The organism is Microcoleus sp. FACHB-831 (genome assembly GCF_014695585.1).
Lineage (GTDB): Bacteria > Cyanobacteriota > Cyanobacteriia > Cyanobacteriales > FACHB-T130 > FACHB-831.
Genome location: NZ_JACJON010000038.1, coordinates 1 through 15,175 on the forward strand (window position 1 = coordinate 1; position 15,175 = coordinate 15,175).

Consider the following 15,175-nt stretch of genomic DNA (forward strand, 5'->3'; position numbering starts at 1 on the left):
TACTCTTTTCTCTGCTCAAAGTATGTTATCAATAAGCTCAGATTTTTGAGCTGGGGCATGAACCGCAAAATCCTTTGGGCGTAATGGTTTGGGGGTGCTTGTCACCCCCTGAACAAATATCTACTTGCTATCTGACAAACAACCAATGTCTGCTCTAGGTGGCTGAAAGTGAGTTCTCCCCTGCTACCAAACCCCACAGTGTATCAATTGCATCCCCTACGTCTTCTGAGTCTTGGTGCTGCTCAAGCCACTTGCCGACAACAGCGGCAATCTCACTGGAGGGTTTGCCCAACTTAACCAGCGCCAAGGCAGCACTGGAAAGCACGCCCCAATCCTCATGCTTTAGGCAACTCAAGAGCGCTTCTATTACCGACTCCGAGGCATTCCCTATGTTACCTAGCGCCCAAGCAGCATTAGAACGCAAGCCCAAATCCTCATCCTGTAGCTGATTCAGGAGTGCTTTTATTACTGACTCCGGGGCATCCCTCAAGTGCCCCAGCGCCCACACAGCATTGGAACGCAAGTCAGAATCTTCATCCTCTAGCGTATTAAGCAGCACTTGTACCACCAACTGTGAGGTATCCCCCAACCTAGCCAGCGAACAGGCAGCCATGTAGCGCACGTCAGAATCTTCATCCTCTAGCCGATTCAAGAGTGCTTCTATCACCGACTTCGAGGCATTCCCCAATTCGCCCAGTGCAAAGGCAGCCCAGTAGCGGATGCTACAATCTCCATTCTGTAGTCGATTCAAGAGTCCGTGTATTAATAATGACTCGGAAGCTTTCCCCAAGTCCCTCAGCGCCATTGCAGCGCTTATGGCCACAGCAGAATCCTCGTCATAATCATCATCCTTTAGCTCATTGAGCAGTGCTTCTATTACTAAATCGGAGGTATTACCCAAGCTGCCCAGCCCCCACGCAGCACTAAGACGCAAATAAGCATCCTCATCCTGTAGCTGACTCATGAGTTTTTGTATTACAAGATCCGAGGTATTTCCTAACTTACTCAGTGCCCAGGCAGCAAAAGAACGCACCTTAGAATCCTCATCCTCTAGCGTACTCACGAGTGCTTGTATCACATATTCGGAGGCATTGCTCAAATCGCCCAGCGCCCAGGCAGCTCTCAAACGAACGTTAGGAGCCTCATCTTGTAAACGTGCCAGTAAAGTTGCGATCGCCTCATCTTCTTCCCCCAGTACTGCCCGATATTTTTGCAGCCGCAATTCATCGATGCGAGCTGCTGAATCTTTTAACAGTTGCAGCGCTTTAGCCTCAAAGTCAGTTTCAGACAGACAACAAAGGGTTTGAAAAACCTGAGATTGTATTTTGTCAAATATTTTGCTATGAGGACTAATTTCCAAATTTACTAATGCTTGCAAAATTTTTGCTACTAAACTTTCATCTGAAACTTCTATATCTTCTGCCAAACATCTGCCAGCAAATAAAAGATTCCGATGCAACAAATTTTCGTAAGGTGTCGGTTGTTTTAAAATTTCCTTAAGGACTTGCGTCGCTTTCATTGGTTTCTGCTGGGCAATTAGCAGCAGCAACACTTCGCGCCAGTGGGCATCGTGGAGATGTTTTCGTATCTCCTCTAGCACTACCTCAATGTCTTCGTCTTCCTGTCGATAGCGGATGTCTTCAGCCGCCAGGTATTCCTGAAACGTCTTGTGGACAAAGGCATAACAATCCTGCCCTTGTTCGTTCAATAATCCGGCGCGTTCCCGAATATGCTTTAAAAAGCGTTTAGCTTCTTCTTTCGCTTGATATCGCTCAATCCGCTTTTTTTTGGCAATGTACTCGCTTAATTGGGCAATCAGTTTTTCAGAATCAATTAAAGTTCCGCCATCTTTATTGTTGCTGCTTCCCTGTGCGTGAATCCAATAAGCAAGCTGTTGCATCAAACGTTCTATATCATCTCGTTTGAGATATTCTAGCGGCCAACCATCGTCGATATCTTTGCCTTTATCCCAGTTAGTTAATAGCGTTTTAACAGCCTTATCGTAAAGTTTGTGTCGCTGTCTGGGCAGATGCGCTTCGTAGCGATGGATTAGCGAAATAATTGTCAGTAGCAGAGGATTTCGCGCCAATAATTTTATTCTGTCTTGTTCCGCGATCGCCTTCTTCAAATTTTCTCCGCGTCGTTGCGCTTCCTCTGGCTCTTTGCAACGGCTCTCATACCAATTTTTGATAAACAATTCTATTTTTGCCTCGTCGAACAACTGGAGGTTATAGTGCGGAAACTCTTCCGTGCGGAAAAATCCTCGCCGATAACCAGCAGGACGAGAAGTAATAATCGCTCGATTCTGGGAATATTGCCGTAAAAAATTTTGAATCCGCTCAACAATTTTATAGCACTTTCCTAAGTCGGCTACCTCATCCAAGCCATCGAGTAAAATTAACGCTCTTCCGTCTTCTAGCCAATATTCAAAGAACCCAGGCGGCAGGGTTTTCACAGATAGATTGTTACAAGCAAACTGCTGCAAATATTCGAGTATACTAATATCAGTATTTCTCTCTAAATCCCTAATCCGAATCAGAATAGGCAGTAATTCTGTATCTGCTGCTAAACCCAGATTTTCCGGCTTTTTCTGAGCTAGTGTAACAGCAAAGTAACTCAGTAAAGTTGTTTTGCCAGAACCTGGTTCTCCCAACAGTACGAACTTGCGAGAAGTGGTTTGGCTTAATATCTGTTGTGCGGGAAACTTCCTGCCAGCGCTTTGTTCCAAACGTGCCTTGTGGCGTTGTTCCCAAAGTAATTTTGCCTGACGTTTTCCCAGCGTTCCTTCTAGACTTTTTTCATACTCCAAAGGCAAAACATCATTAGTATGCGACTCCTCTACATCAGGCATCACAAAAATTTGTGCCAGATGAGCAGACTTTTCGACTTCTTGCCCTTCAACCGCAATCCCAGCAAACTTGACATCATCAAAGCAGCTTGCCAGTTGCTTGAGATAATCTTTTTTAGCAAGTTCAAATCTTAGATAAGCGCTAGTCTTCTCAAAATAAGTATCGGCAAAAATTTTCAGCCAATGCTCAATGCTATTTTCAGGGAATTGTAACTTTTCAGGTTCTGATCCTGCCTTTGTAAAAGCTAAAATTAAAAAATCTATGTCTGGGGTTCCTTGATGTTTCAGGGGCTTTTGTAATTCCTCCTGAACGCCCGTATCTTTGAAAAACCGCGCTAAAAGATCTCTAGCCTCCTTGTCGCCGCAATTATAAAACAGTTGGTTGCTCGAACTCTGGGTTGCGTCCCAGTTGACGGCGGCATCGCTGCCAGCTTCCAGGGCTTTCTCTAAGTCTGTGGGGTTTAACTCGCTGTTGATCTTACTAACCAGTGTTTTTGCAAGTCCTGGAATAGCTGCCTTTAGTACACTGATCGCCACCGATAATTCCAAGCTCATGCTGCCTCGCTGATGTGCTTTGAGCCATATTATGGCTTGCCTGCAAGGACTCTGGCAAAAGGCTTGACGCTAATTTAAGAGACAAAGGTTCTACAAACAAGCGTCCAGGCAGTGTCTTGCTAGCCTAAACCAATTGCTCAATTCTCATCTAAGATAGTCAAGCTTTGAGGGCGAGTGCGATACCATCCATGTAGTCAGCAACACATCTATTGTGAGTTATGGAACCAAATTCTTTACCAACGGAGGTGATTTTGACGCACCCGCGTCAGACCCTCGGAAATCTCGAACTCGATTGGACGCCGCAACCAGGCAACTATCTTGATGTTCAAGGTAAGACCTACGCGGTTTTGGAACGCCGCCACCGCTATCAATACAAAGCTGGACGCTATCGATTGCAGAAAATTGCCATCTACGTCCAATCTGCTCAACGACCGACTGAGAGCAGTTTTGTAGGAGGACGCTGGGTGTTAGGAGATGCGAACTGTCGCTTCAATGCTCAACTAGAACTAATTCGCTGTGCTGTCAATCCAGATGGGCCATGCGAGAGCTGTCGCTTTTTTGAGACTGCTGAGTGAGCAGCGTTAACAAGTCAGCCTGGAAAAATTATCAACTCAAAACTCAAATCTCCCTAAAACCTCTCCCACAATTAAGCGACTTCCATTAGCAAAATCCCATCCAGATTGAGCGCGTTTGCCAGCTAGCTGCACTTCTCGCAGTAGCAATAGTCCTTCGCCAGCTTTGACGATTGGGCCAATTTTTTTATGAATGCTCACTACTTCGCCAGGATTTGCTGTCTGGGAAGATAAGGCAGGCCAATCCTGTTCTAATATTTTCAACTCTGGCGGCAACTGAGGGAAGTAAGCGGGGGCAATAGGTGCAGTGGCAAGAATTTTGAGTGAGTTTCCCCGAAATGTTGCCACGCAGTCGGGGAAAAATCCTCTAACTTGGTTGTGTAAATCAATGGGCGATCGCGACCAATCTATAACATAATCTGGCTTTTTAATTAGCGGTGCGTAAGTAGCTTCGGCTTCTTCTTGGGGAATTGGTTTTATTTCTTGTCGTTCCAGCTTCAGCAGCGTTTCAACTAACAAATCTGCCCCCAAATCAGCTAGATTCTGCCCCAGTTGGTCTGCGCTATCCAATAACCCAACGGGTGTAGAAGCTTTGAGCAACATAGCCCCAGTATCCATCCCAGCATCCATTAGCATGGTTGTGATGCCTGTCTCTGTCTCGCCGTTATAAATACTCCACTGTATTGGCGCGGCACCCCGGTACTTGGGCAGAAGCGAACCGTGTACGTTGATGCACCCCAGCCCCGGCATATCTAGAATTTCTTGAGACAAAATCTGCCCATAAGCGACGACCGCAAAAACATCGGCTTGTAGATCTTTGAGCTGGGCAAGGGTGTCAGAATCTTTTTTAATGCGTTCCGGTTGCCAAACTGGTAGGTTATTTGATGTAGCAACAGTTTTCACTGGTGAGGGCAACATCTGATTGCCTCGTCCCCTACGCTTATCTGGCTGGGTGACAACGCCCAAGACTTCAAATTCTGGATGTGCCAGCAAGCGTTCCAAACTGGCAACGGCAAATTGGGGAGTGCCAAAAAAGATAACTTTCATTTAGGTAGAAAATGGGTAATTGGGAATTAGCCAGAATAATTATGAATTGTCAATTGTGAATTATGAAATAGCCAGTTTACGCCAATTCACTATTCGAGTTTGATAATTCATTATTTCCCAATCCTTACTATCCACCGTCGCGCAGCAATTAAGCTGGGAATAGTCCGATACTATAACTGGAATTTTTTTATAGGTGTCTGTCAATCAACCATCTTCTAAATTTGATCTGGCCGTGCAAGTACAAGGAGAAGGGTTCCCCATCCTCTGCTTGCACGGCCATCCGGGTAACGGTCGCTGTATGTCGGTGTTTACCCAACATTTATCTAGTAGATTTAAAACTCTGGCTCCTGATTTGCGGGGATATGGCAAGAGCGGCGCTGCTGGCGATTTTCAGATGCTCGACCACCTCAGTGACTTGGAAGCACTCTTAGATCGCTCTCAAATTGACCGTTGCTTGCTGGTGGGTTGGTCGCTGGGGGGAATTATGGCTATGGAGTTGGCATTTAAGCAGCCAGATCGCGTAAGCGGTCTGATTTTAATTGCTACGGCTGCTAGACCTCGCGGGAACCATCCGCCTATTAGCTGGCAGGACAATTTTTACACGGGGCTGTGTTCAATTTTGAACCGGATTAAACCTGGCTGGAAGTGGAATATTGATACTTTTGGCAAGCGATCGCTCTATCGCTATCTGATCCAACAGCATACGCCCACAGCTTATAAATATTTAGCTTATGAAGCTATGGATGCTTATCTGCAAACCTCTGGATCAGCTACAAGGGCACTAAACACAGCCTTAAGAGCTGGATACAACCGACTAACAGAACTACCCCTAATCGAATGTCCCAGTTTGGTGCTAGCTGGGGAAAGCGATCGCCACATTACTCCTGAGTCTAGTCGGGAAACTGCCAGACTCCTCCCAAACTGCGATTGGCAGTGCTATCCCAATACAGCACACCTGCTACCTTGGGAAATTCCCGATCAAATACTTACAGACATTGATGAGTGGATTAAGCTCAATCCTCAAGTAGTTTCACCAGCTTGAGGCCGGGGAGAGGAGTAACAGGGCATGGGGATATAGAAGGAGGTAAAGATGGAGAATTACCACCAAATCATAATTCCCCATTCCCCATTCCCCATTCCTAAGAATTTACATCTGACCGCTGAAAGCAGGCTTGGCATTGCGGTCAAAGCGATCGCCCGAATCGTCGTAAATAGTCAGGTTGCCAGGTTTACATCTCTTGACAGCAACCTTAATGCCTTTAGCTCCTTCTTGTTGCAGGTCTTCGATGTATCCAGCTTTGTTATACTCAGCTTCCTTGGCAGTGAAATAGGGGCCGAAATAGTAGGTGCAGCGGGGGCTATCCGTAACAATTTCAACCCACCAAGCCAATCCAAAGAATTGGAGAATGTTAATGAAGAATTCTTTCATGTTATTTCCCTGTTGTGTGGGATGCAACGCTCTTTTCTAGTGTTTTTGTTCTTTACACTTTGTTATAGTGTGGCATCTTGCTTTTTGGAAGTATCTGAGGAAAGATTATCCAGGCATATGTATTCTCTGCGACCAACGCTGACGATAGATTTCATACAGAGCCATTCCTGTTGCTACAGAAGCATTCAGACTCGGCGTTTTTCCTTGTAGCGGAATTGATACTAGGAAGTCACAGCAGCGTTGTGTAAGCAGGCTTAAGCCTTCTCCCTCAGAGCCTATGACTAATACTATCGGCCCTGTAAATTGAACACTGTGTACCATTTGACCAGCACCAGCGGTAGTACCGTAAATCCAAAAGCCAGCTGCCTTTAATTCTTCTAAAGCACGACTGAGATTTACTACTCTAGCAACAGGAAAAGTTTCTAAAGCTCCGCTAGCGACTTTCATTACTGCTGAGGTAATTCCCACTGCTCGGCGCTGGGGAATTACTAAACCTTGGACTCCCAAGGCTTCAGCTGTACGAATAATTGCCCCCAAATTGTGGGGATCGGTGATGCTATCTGTGACAACTATTACTGGCTGATCGGAGGTAGATTTTGACTGGGCGATCAAGTCGCCAAGCTCGGTGTATGCGTATGGGCCGACTTGAGCAGCTACACCTTGGTGGTTGGCTCTGTGAGTGATTTGATCCAAACGGAATGGTTCAACTTCATCTATTACAGCTCCTTTTTCCTTAGCTTTGACGATCAAGGTGTGGAAGCGAGGATCGTAGCGCAGGTTAGGCAAAATCCAAATCCGATTGAGCTGACGTTCGCTTTCCAGAGCCGCTAGGACAGAATGGCGTCCGTAAATCAGATCTGCGTCCTCCTCCGGCGGGCTAGTGACGCTGCGATCGCTGCTTGGGCGATCGCTGCTTGGGCGATCGTTCATTGGGCGATCGCCGCCAACTCGGCCTCGCCCTGGCTTATCCTGATAGCGTCTGTCTCTGTCTCCCGTGTATGATTCTTCCTGGGACTTATGCGGTCTACCACCCTCGCGCTTTGAGCGAATGGGCTTGACTTGCTCGTGTTTAGCCGAATGGCGCCTATCACTTTGCTCGGTTTCGTCAAAGCGCTTTCTAGGATAGGGGTTAGCACCAATATTACGCTTTGAGCGGATGGGCTTGCCTTGGTCGTCTTTGCCGGGAAAGCGTCTGTCACCCCGATCGTTTTCTTCGGAGCGATCGCGAGAATTGGGTTTAGCACTAACGCGCTTCACCCGGATGGGCTTCCCTCCACTTGGCTTGCCAGGAGCGCGAAACGGGCGGTCTTTATCAGCCATATTGTTATAAATTTCTGACTTATGTAGGTGGGTAAAGCTCTAAGCGAGCCAGCAACTGGGTCAAGCGGTTAGGGTCTGTAAGATAAAGGTATCCCATGAGCGTTTCTAAACTGGTAGCTTGCTGATAGATTTTGGGATCGACACGCTTGGGGCCTCCCGCAGCAGCATTGCGTCCGCGTCGCAGGATTTCTAATTCGCTAGTGGTGAGGTAGGGTTCGAGAGCCAGCAATTGAGCTGCTTGACTTTCTGCTCGGACTTGGGCAACCACGAGATTATGGTAGGTTCGCGATCGCTTCGGTGGCAACAAGAAGTACGAACGTACATACAGTTCATAAACAGCGTCTCCCAAATAGGCTAACGCTGTCGGTGACAGTTGCTCGATTTGGCTTACCTCCATTGTTGCGCCGCCCAGCTGATTTAAATTAACTGCCGCACAACCAACTAATAAGTTACTATCCAGCAAATCTGAACACCCTTGCTTGTGTGAGTCCACCAATCTTGCCCTACCTCTTTGTCTCGATTTTAGCGTCGCACTACAGATCCCCGTAGTAAAAAATTGCCAAAAAAAACTACCCAGTTAACAAAACCGGATAGCGGCAATGTATGTTTCTCCCTCAAGCTTTTGTGACTTTCTCTAGAGCTACTTCCACTGAAGGCTGCAATGAGAGAAACTGTTCTAAGCGCACCAGCTTCACAGTCTGGGTTACACGGGGATTGGTGACAATTTGCAAACTCCCTTCGGCGCTTTGAGCCTTCTTTACCAGCTGCACCAGAGCGCCCAAGCCAGAGCTATCGACAAAATCTATTTTGGAGAGATCCAAAATTATATGGAAAGGCCCATCCTCAATACACTTGCTGACCACCTTCCGAAAAGTTGGTTCGGAAAAGGCATCCAACAAGCCAGTGAGGCGAAATAGCTGGTAATTGTCCTTGACCTCTCTTGTGCCTCTTAAGCTGACGGTCAGGGTTAATGGCTCAGGAATAACTCCCTCCTATCTGGATGTCCTAAGTTCGAGGATCCAGTATATAACACAATTGACACTGGCGTTTCTGCCAAAAGTTGCAATTTTAGCACTGCGGAACTTGCGTTTATCCCGACGATTTTAAATTAGTTGCTGCTTTTTGGCAATATTCCCATAGCTGTTCCGGGGCATACAAAAAGTCGATGCCCGTGCTGCCAGCGGCTGTGTTGTTTCGGACAATTTTTCCCAATTGGGAAAATTTACTTTTTCTCTCCCAATCAATCGCCAAATATTTACAAAGTGAACATTTGGCCGTTTCCTAGCAGTTAATGGCTGCTCCTTGTGCGTAAAAAAAGCGGCTCTGGCCTGCGGTATATATTTGCGGAAATGGTATGTTCGCGCCAATAGCTCCCGCAGGGGTAGGGTGGATTCTAAACAGAGGTTTTGGTCTTGCGATGTTCTCGCATAGAGTTAACAAACTGCTCAAACAAATAATCGGCATCATGGGGGCCGGGGCTAGCCTCTGGGTGATACTGCACCGAGAACAAAGGCAGCGATTTATGACGCAAGCCAGCAACAGTGCGGTCGTTAAGGTTTAGGTGGGTAATTTCTACCTCTGGGTTTAGCGAATCAGCAGTAATCGCAAAACCGTGATTTTGGCTGGTAATTTCTACCCGCTGTTCTAGACCCGCAGGGTGATTTAAGCCGCGATGGCCAAATTTAAGCTTGAAAGTTTCTGCACCCAGGGCATGACCCAGAATCTGATGTCCCATGCAAATGCCAAAGACTGGTTTCTGACTATCTAGCAGCGCCCTAGTGGTTTCGATGCCTTCGGTGACGGCAGATGGATCGCCAGGACCATTGGAGAGAAAAATCCCATCGGGGTTGTATTTAAGAATTTCCTCTGAGGGAGTATTGATAGGGACAACTACCACACGGCAACCGTAACTAGCAAGGCGTCGCAGAATATTGCGCTTAATGCCAAAATCAAGCGCTACTACTGTAAGTGGTTCACCTTCAGGGGTTGGGATGCCAGAACTGAATTCCCACGCTGCATCGGTGGCTTCAGACCACTCGTAGATTTCGTTCGTTGTAACTTCCCGAACGAGATTTAAGCCAGCCATGCTGGGAGCATCCTGCACCTGTTGCAGCAACTCAGCGGGGTCTAGGATTTCGGTAGAAATTGCACCATTCATTGCGCCACTAGAACGCAGCTTGCGGGTAAGTGCCCTAGTATCGACACCGTAAATTCCAGGGATGTTGTGTTGCTTAAGGTAGTCTGGCAAGGACTGGGTGGAACGCCAATTGCTGGGACGGACGGAGATATTACGAGCGATCGCTCCCATCACTTGGGGGCCGTTTGACTCTTCATCGTCCTTATTGACGCCAGTATTACCCAATTCTGGATAAGTAAAGGTCACAATCTGACCGCAGTAGCTTGGGTCAGTTAATACTTCCTGATAGCCCGTCATCCCGGTGTTAAAAACCACTTCGCCGATAGCGGTTCCAGAAGCACCAAAAGACCAACCTTTGTAGGAAGTTCCATCAGCAAGTACTAGCAGAGCTGGTTGAGCAGAAGCAAGAGGCATAGGAAATCTTGAAGAGTGTAAATTTTAGACTCAAGACTATAGACAATAAAGCAGTCTATAGTCTTTGAGTCCTTTTGGACGGGTGCAATTATCTCATGGCTGGTTGGGGAACAAAGCAACTGGGTATACCAGCGTGAGGATATGCACGGCGATCGCCCAGTTGTCTTTGTAGTCTTCTGGGATTCCTACAAATGCACAACCAATACTAGCTGGCTCCTTTAAGTGTTATTTCCATCATCTTTGTTTTTGCTCTGACGAGCCTTTTGCTGGAACTGCTCGAAGTAGTCAGTAGGTTGTGTAGATTCAGATTTACTAGGTGCTTCATCACCCCCTGCGCTTGGCTCTGTAGAATCTGGGACGATCTCGCTAGGCACTTCGCTAGATTCTACTCTTGCCTCACGAGCCTTTTGCTGCAAGCGCTGTAAGAAGCTGATTTCTGCTACGTCTTCAGAGTTTGTGCGCTCATCGGGTAATGTAGTCGCTTCGTCTGTAGAAGAGATAATGTTATTCAGCGCATCGCTATACTGTGGTTTAGCGTAGCTAGAACTTTGCTGCAAGCGTTGCAAAAAGTCGAAGTCTCCTAGAGGCTGAGATTCTGGGTATTCCTCGCTACTTGCTGTTGTTGACTCTTTAGGCTTTGAAACGATCTCAGTAGGTGCTTCGCTATATTCGAGCTTGGCTTGACTTGCCTTTTGTTGCAAGCGCTGCAAAAAGTCGAATTCCCCTAGAGGTTCATAGTCTGTGGATTCATCTCCACTTGCTGTTGTTGGCTCTGTAGGATCTAAGACAATCTCAGTAGGTGCTTCGCTATATTCGAGCTTGGCCTGACTCGCCTTTTGCTGCAAGCGCTGCAAGAAGTCGAAGTCTCCTATAGGTTTATCTTCTGCTGTTGTTGGCTCTGTAGGAGCTAAGACAATCTCAGTAGGTGCTTCGCTATATTCGAGCTTGGCCTGACTCGCCTTTTGCTGCAAGCGCTGCAAGAATTCTATCTGTGAGGATTCAGATTCCAATCGCTCTTGAGGTTGTGAAACTGTTTCGGTTTGCCCGTCGCTATGTTGTTCTCTCGTTTGACTAGCCTTGTGCTGAAATTGCTCGAAGTAGTCCAGTTGTAGTGCTTGAGATTCAGCCCGATTTTCAGGCAGTGCGATCGCTCCTAGTGAATCTGTTTTGCTTTCCGGGTCGCTATGTTGTTCCCTCGTTTGACGAGCCTTTTGCTGCAATTGCTCGAAATAGTCGATTTCTGGTGCAGTATCGGCTTCAGCCCGATTTTCAGGCCGTGCGATCGCTCCTAGTGAATCTGATACTGTGTTGTTTTCCGATTCACTACGCTGTTCCCTCGTCAGACGAGCCTTTTGCTGCAACTGCTCGAAGTAGTCGATTTCTGCGGCTTCCGATTCTTCCCGTGTCGGCGGTGCTTTTTGAGTAAAACTGTTTGAGTTGCTGGCACCTTTGCTGTCCCGGCTCCTGATCTCGTCCGCTTTTTGCTGCAAGTCCTTGAAAAAGTCGCTTTCTGTAATTTCAGCTACCTCAGCCTGCTTCTTGCTTTCATCAATCTCGATGTTCAGCTTCAAGACCTTTTTTACGCCTGCATAGATGGCCTTGGCCGCTCCTCTGTCTAGCAACACGATACCGCCCGCAGTTAGCACAAGCCCTAATAAAGGAGGCCATACGGGTATCCAGCCGGAGTGGGTAAACAGAACATAACAAGTTCCGACTAAAACTATTACCCCTCCGCCTATAGCTAGGACTAAAAACAATGGCTTGCGAATGCTCCATGCTAGCGTGCCTCCTACGAGCGACCAGCCGAACAGCCAGAGTAATTCATATCCATCAGGCCAGTACCAAATTAGAGGGCGATTGTTCAAAGCTGCACTGAGGATTTGGCTCACATTCTGCGCGTGAGCGACAACCCCCGGCATTGTTTGGTTATCTCTTAGACCGCCACTGTAAGGCGTAACGAAGTAGTCTTTAACACTTTGGGCTGTGTAGCCGATAAGTACAACGCGGTCTTTGACTAAAGCCGGATCGATCTTGCCCTCTAATACCTCTGTAAGTGTTACTTGCTTTGCCGGATTATCTACAGAGCGGTAGTTGAGCAGCATTTGGTAATCATTTTCTGCGTCAGCATTGTGGTAGCTGCCTGCATTTTTTCCTATGCGTTTGAGTAGGGCTGAACCTAGTTTGATTTCCCCAGATGGTGTCGGTTCTGGCTCAATTCCCTGGGGCTGCAAGTAAAGCATTGCTAGCTGGAGACCAAAAGATATCACTTGGTTCTCCGGATCGGCGTAATTACATAAATGGGGTTTGTCTACGGGAATTTTGGGAGCTACTGGAGTTGAAATCAACAGACTGCGGCGAAGAGTTCCACCAGGATCTAGGGGAAAATCTGCAAAGCCAACCCGTTCTTGTGAAACTCCAGGAGCGGCGCCGATGCCATTATCGATCGCGGAACTGAGTTTACATACAGCGATGACGCGATCGCTCTTCATTTGCTCGATTAAAGCCTCGCGACCTTTCCCTTGAGGTATGTCCCGTAAGATATCTATGCCTATAGCTCGCGGTTCATGCTGCTCTAGTTTTTCTAAAGCTTGAGCTAGGGTTCCATCAGATATAGGGTATTCTTTGAGCGACATTAGATCGTTTTCGCTTATGCCAACTAACAATAAGCGGTCATCTGGCCCTTCGTTAGAACGCGATCGCAGCATTTGGTCATAAGCACCTAGTTCTAGTCCCTCTAGCGCTCCTAAATACCGCGCTCCGCCTAACAAAGCCGTCACTACAACGCTGGTTAGAAGCACCGTTCGACCAAAGTCGAAGGCGGATTTTGTTTTGCCGTTTCCATCTGATAACCCTTGGCGAATTTTCGTCAGAAAATTAGAAATCATAGGAAGAACCTCTATTAACCCACAAATTTACTAAGGGAGGATAGCGGGTCGGGAATTCTACCGCTTCGCTGTTATAATTTGCACTATCTTCTCTAAAACACCTTAGCTTTAATTCTCTGCTTTGCAACTCCTTACACATAGGATTTTTGAGGATAGGTAAAAGTTTTGGCTCTTTGAGCAAGCTTATAGGTAAGGCTATAAGTGCGATCGCTTTTCTATGAGGATGAGATAATTTAAGCTATTGATTTACATCAGGTAATTCTCGGACTGAGGAAAACCATCAAAAGGGTTACTAATGTTACTTTTTCTGGGCTTGCAGGCAACAGCCTAGAACTAATGACAGGGTAATTAAGAGGCTTTGTTGGTATAGCTTGAATCCCACGCCTTTTAAAGTCCCGCTTGTGTCAAAATTCTCTAAGCTGGTGAAAATTAGGCATTGCGGGCGATCGCCACATTCGTTACATGACATACGAAGCATCTAATAGAAATTAGATGTTAAAAAGTAAAATTGCGCGATCGCTGTTTTTGTAACATTAAATTAAGAATTATCATGTCTTTGAGGCTTGGGATGCTTTGATCGAGTATGGGTTTTACCCAGAACGATTTCACGTTCAAGCAGGTTGTAGCATAAGTGCCACAATGGTTAAATTTGCTTGGAAAAATTTTGCCTAAGATCAACCAATGTTTAGAGTAGGGGTAATTTATCTAGCGGACGCGATCGCGCCTGCAAAAAGCACAAACTAAGAAAAAGATATGAATAAGGTCATATAAAATGCGAAATAAAACAGAACTACGGTGTAGCTAATATTAATAACGTCAGCTCAGCTAGTTGTTATTTACCTGTAGGCTTTAAATAAATTTGCCTGGAAGGACGGGAACTTTTCCCAACAAAAAGAGTCTTTTTATGTTGGCTTAACTTGCCTGGTCAAGTTCTTGGGTATATCAGCCAGAGCCAGGGCTGGCGCTGCAAATTGAAAGGATTATGGGCAGAAAATCTGGTTCAACAAAAGCATCATTTTTAGTGGCTTTGTCTGTGGAAATGGCGATAAGTGGCAGCTTGGTAGCAACAGCCAAACCATCGCAGCTCCTTAACCCGCTATCTAATCGTCAGGAAGCAATCAAAGCAGGCGTTAAACGTTTTAAATTCAAAATTCCCGGTATCAAGGCAGCGTCGGGTAATCGAATAGGGGGAGCAGTTCGCGGGACAGATTGCGTACCTGAAGGCAATTCTATAATAGCGTTGTTGCCAGATACTAATATCGCATTAACAGCAAATGGCTTTCCCACATTATTTGTGTATATTCCTGCAACTAATGCAAACACAGGAGAGTTTAATCTGTATGAAGAAACTAATGTTAACGATCCAGTATACAGCACAGAAGTCGCCGTTTCTAAGACAGGTGGTATCGCTAGTATAAGTATTCCTGCTAATGCAAAAGGGCTACCACTACAATATGGGAAAAAGTATAAATGGTCATTTTCACTTATTTGTGACTCTGAGGATCGAGCTGGAGATACGAGGGTAGAGGGTTGGCTTCAAAGAGAACAACAGACTGTTACCCTAGTAAATAATTTACGGAACGTTAAGAACAAGCGCCAAATTCCAAGTATCTATGCAGAGGCTGGCTATTGGGAGGAAACCCTGACTTCTTTAGCTGCCTTACGTCGAGAAAATCCTAACGATGCAGGATTAAAACAGGATTGGCAAAACCTGTTGAACGATGTTGGTTTGAGTAAAATTGCCCTAGAAAACCTCGTTGATTGCTGCAAGACGGAGACAAGCTCGGCGGAATTACCTGGAAAATAGTAATATCTTTTACTAAAGCTAAACGGCAAGGTAATTATTGATTGTTGCAGTTCGAGAGTTATTTTAATGGGTATGGGGGAAACGTTCCTTTTGAGGAAAAGCGCTCGCGGGTTGCCGCTACCTTAGCAAGATAAATTAGCAGGGTTATTGCCAACTCTATT

The 15,175-nt window shown here is 46.3% G+C and carries 12 protein-coding genes; 3 read left to right on the forward strand and 9 right to left on the reverse strand.

The genetic code is table 11. The annotated features are described in order from the left end of the window. Positions 1 to 154 precede the first annotated feature (154 nt). Positions 155 to 3,403 (reverse strand): NACHT domain-containing protein, encoded by a 3,249-nt coding sequence (locus H6F77_RS09375; RefSeq protein ID WP_190487656.1) that lies wholly within the window; start codon positions 3,401 to 3,403, stop codon positions 155 to 157. A gap of 218 nt (positions 3,404 to 3,621) precedes the next feature. Here H6F77_RS09375 and H6F77_RS09380 point away from each other — a divergent pair, with 218 nt between their 5' ends. After that, entirely contained in the window at positions 3,622 to 3,978 is a 357-nt protein-coding gene (locus H6F77_RS09380; protein ID WP_190487657.1) for a DUF6464 family protein, read from the forward strand. 36 nt (positions 3,979 to 4,014) lie between these two features. Here the strand turns inward: H6F77_RS09380 and fmt are convergent, their stop codons facing one another. Continuing rightward, positions 4,015 to 5,022, reverse strand: a complete 1,008-nt coding sequence (fmt, locus tag H6F77_RS09385) for a methionyl-tRNA formyltransferase (RefSeq protein WP_190487659.1) — start codon at positions 5,020 to 5,022, stop codon at positions 4,015 to 4,017. A 193-nt stretch (positions 5,023 to 5,215) separates the two neighbouring features. Between fmt and H6F77_RS09390 the strand changes: the two genes are divergently transcribed. Beyond that, entirely contained in the window at positions 5,216 to 6,064 is an 849-nt protein-coding gene (locus H6F77_RS09390; protein WP_190487661.1) for an alpha/beta fold hydrolase, read from the forward strand. A gap of 105 nt (positions 6,065 to 6,169) precedes the next feature. On the opposite strand, the gene H6F77_RS09395 is transcribed toward H6F77_RS09390, so the two are convergent. From H6F77_RS09395 to H6F77_RS09425, 7 genes are all read right to left on the reverse strand, one after another. Next, positions 6,170 to 6,451, reverse strand: a complete 282-nt coding sequence (locus H6F77_RS09395; protein ID WP_190487663.1) for a DUF1816 domain-containing protein — start codon at positions 6,449 to 6,451, stop codon at positions 6,170 to 6,172. A 105-nt stretch (positions 6,452 to 6,556) separates the two neighbouring features. Then, complete coding sequence (rlmB, locus tag H6F77_RS09400) at positions 6,557 to 7,381, reverse strand: 23S rRNA (guanosine(2251)-2'-O)-methyltransferase RlmB (RefSeq protein WP_375335928.1); 825 nt, start codon at positions 7,379 to 7,381, stop codon at positions 6,557 to 6,559. A 409-nt stretch (positions 7,382 to 7,790) separates the two neighbouring features. Next, a complete protein-coding gene (locus H6F77_RS09405) occupies positions 7,791 to 8,168 on the reverse strand; it encodes a Mini-ribonuclease 3 (RefSeq protein ID WP_190487726.1) in 378 nt (125 codons plus the stop codon). 217 nt (positions 8,169 to 8,385) lie between these two features. Then, a complete protein-coding gene (locus tag H6F77_RS09410) occupies positions 8,386 to 8,754 on the reverse strand; it encodes an STAS domain-containing protein (RefSeq protein ID WP_190487728.1) in 369 nt (122 codons plus the stop codon). 106 nt (positions 8,755 to 8,860) lie between these two features. Then, on the reverse strand, positions 8,861 to 9,022 hold the full coding sequence (locus tag H6F77_RS09415; protein ID WP_190487667.1) for a hypothetical protein: 162 nt from the start codon (positions 9,020 to 9,022) through the stop codon (positions 8,861 to 8,863). Between the two features lie 142 nt (positions 9,023 to 9,164). After that, positions 9,165 to 10,322: a glutamine-hydrolyzing carbamoyl-phosphate synthase small subunit gene (gene carA, locus H6F77_RS09420; RefSeq protein ID WP_190487675.1), complete on the reverse strand. Its 1,158-nt coding sequence runs from the start codon at positions 10,320 to 10,322 to the stop codon at positions 9,165 to 9,167. Between the two features lie 218 nt (positions 10,323 to 10,540). Continuing rightward, positions 10,541 to 13,207, reverse strand: a complete 2,667-nt coding sequence (locus tag H6F77_RS09425; RefSeq protein ID WP_190487677.1) for a CHASE2 domain-containing protein — start codon at positions 13,205 to 13,207, stop codon at positions 10,541 to 10,543. 982 nt (positions 13,208 to 14,189) lie between these two features. Between H6F77_RS09425 and H6F77_RS09430 the strand changes: the two genes are divergently transcribed. Further along, positions 14,190 to 15,014, forward strand: a complete 825-nt coding sequence (locus tag H6F77_RS09430; RefSeq protein ID WP_190487679.1) for a DUF928 domain-containing protein — start codon at positions 14,190 to 14,192, stop codon at positions 15,012 to 15,014. Positions 15,015 to 15,175 lie beyond the last annotated feature (161 nt).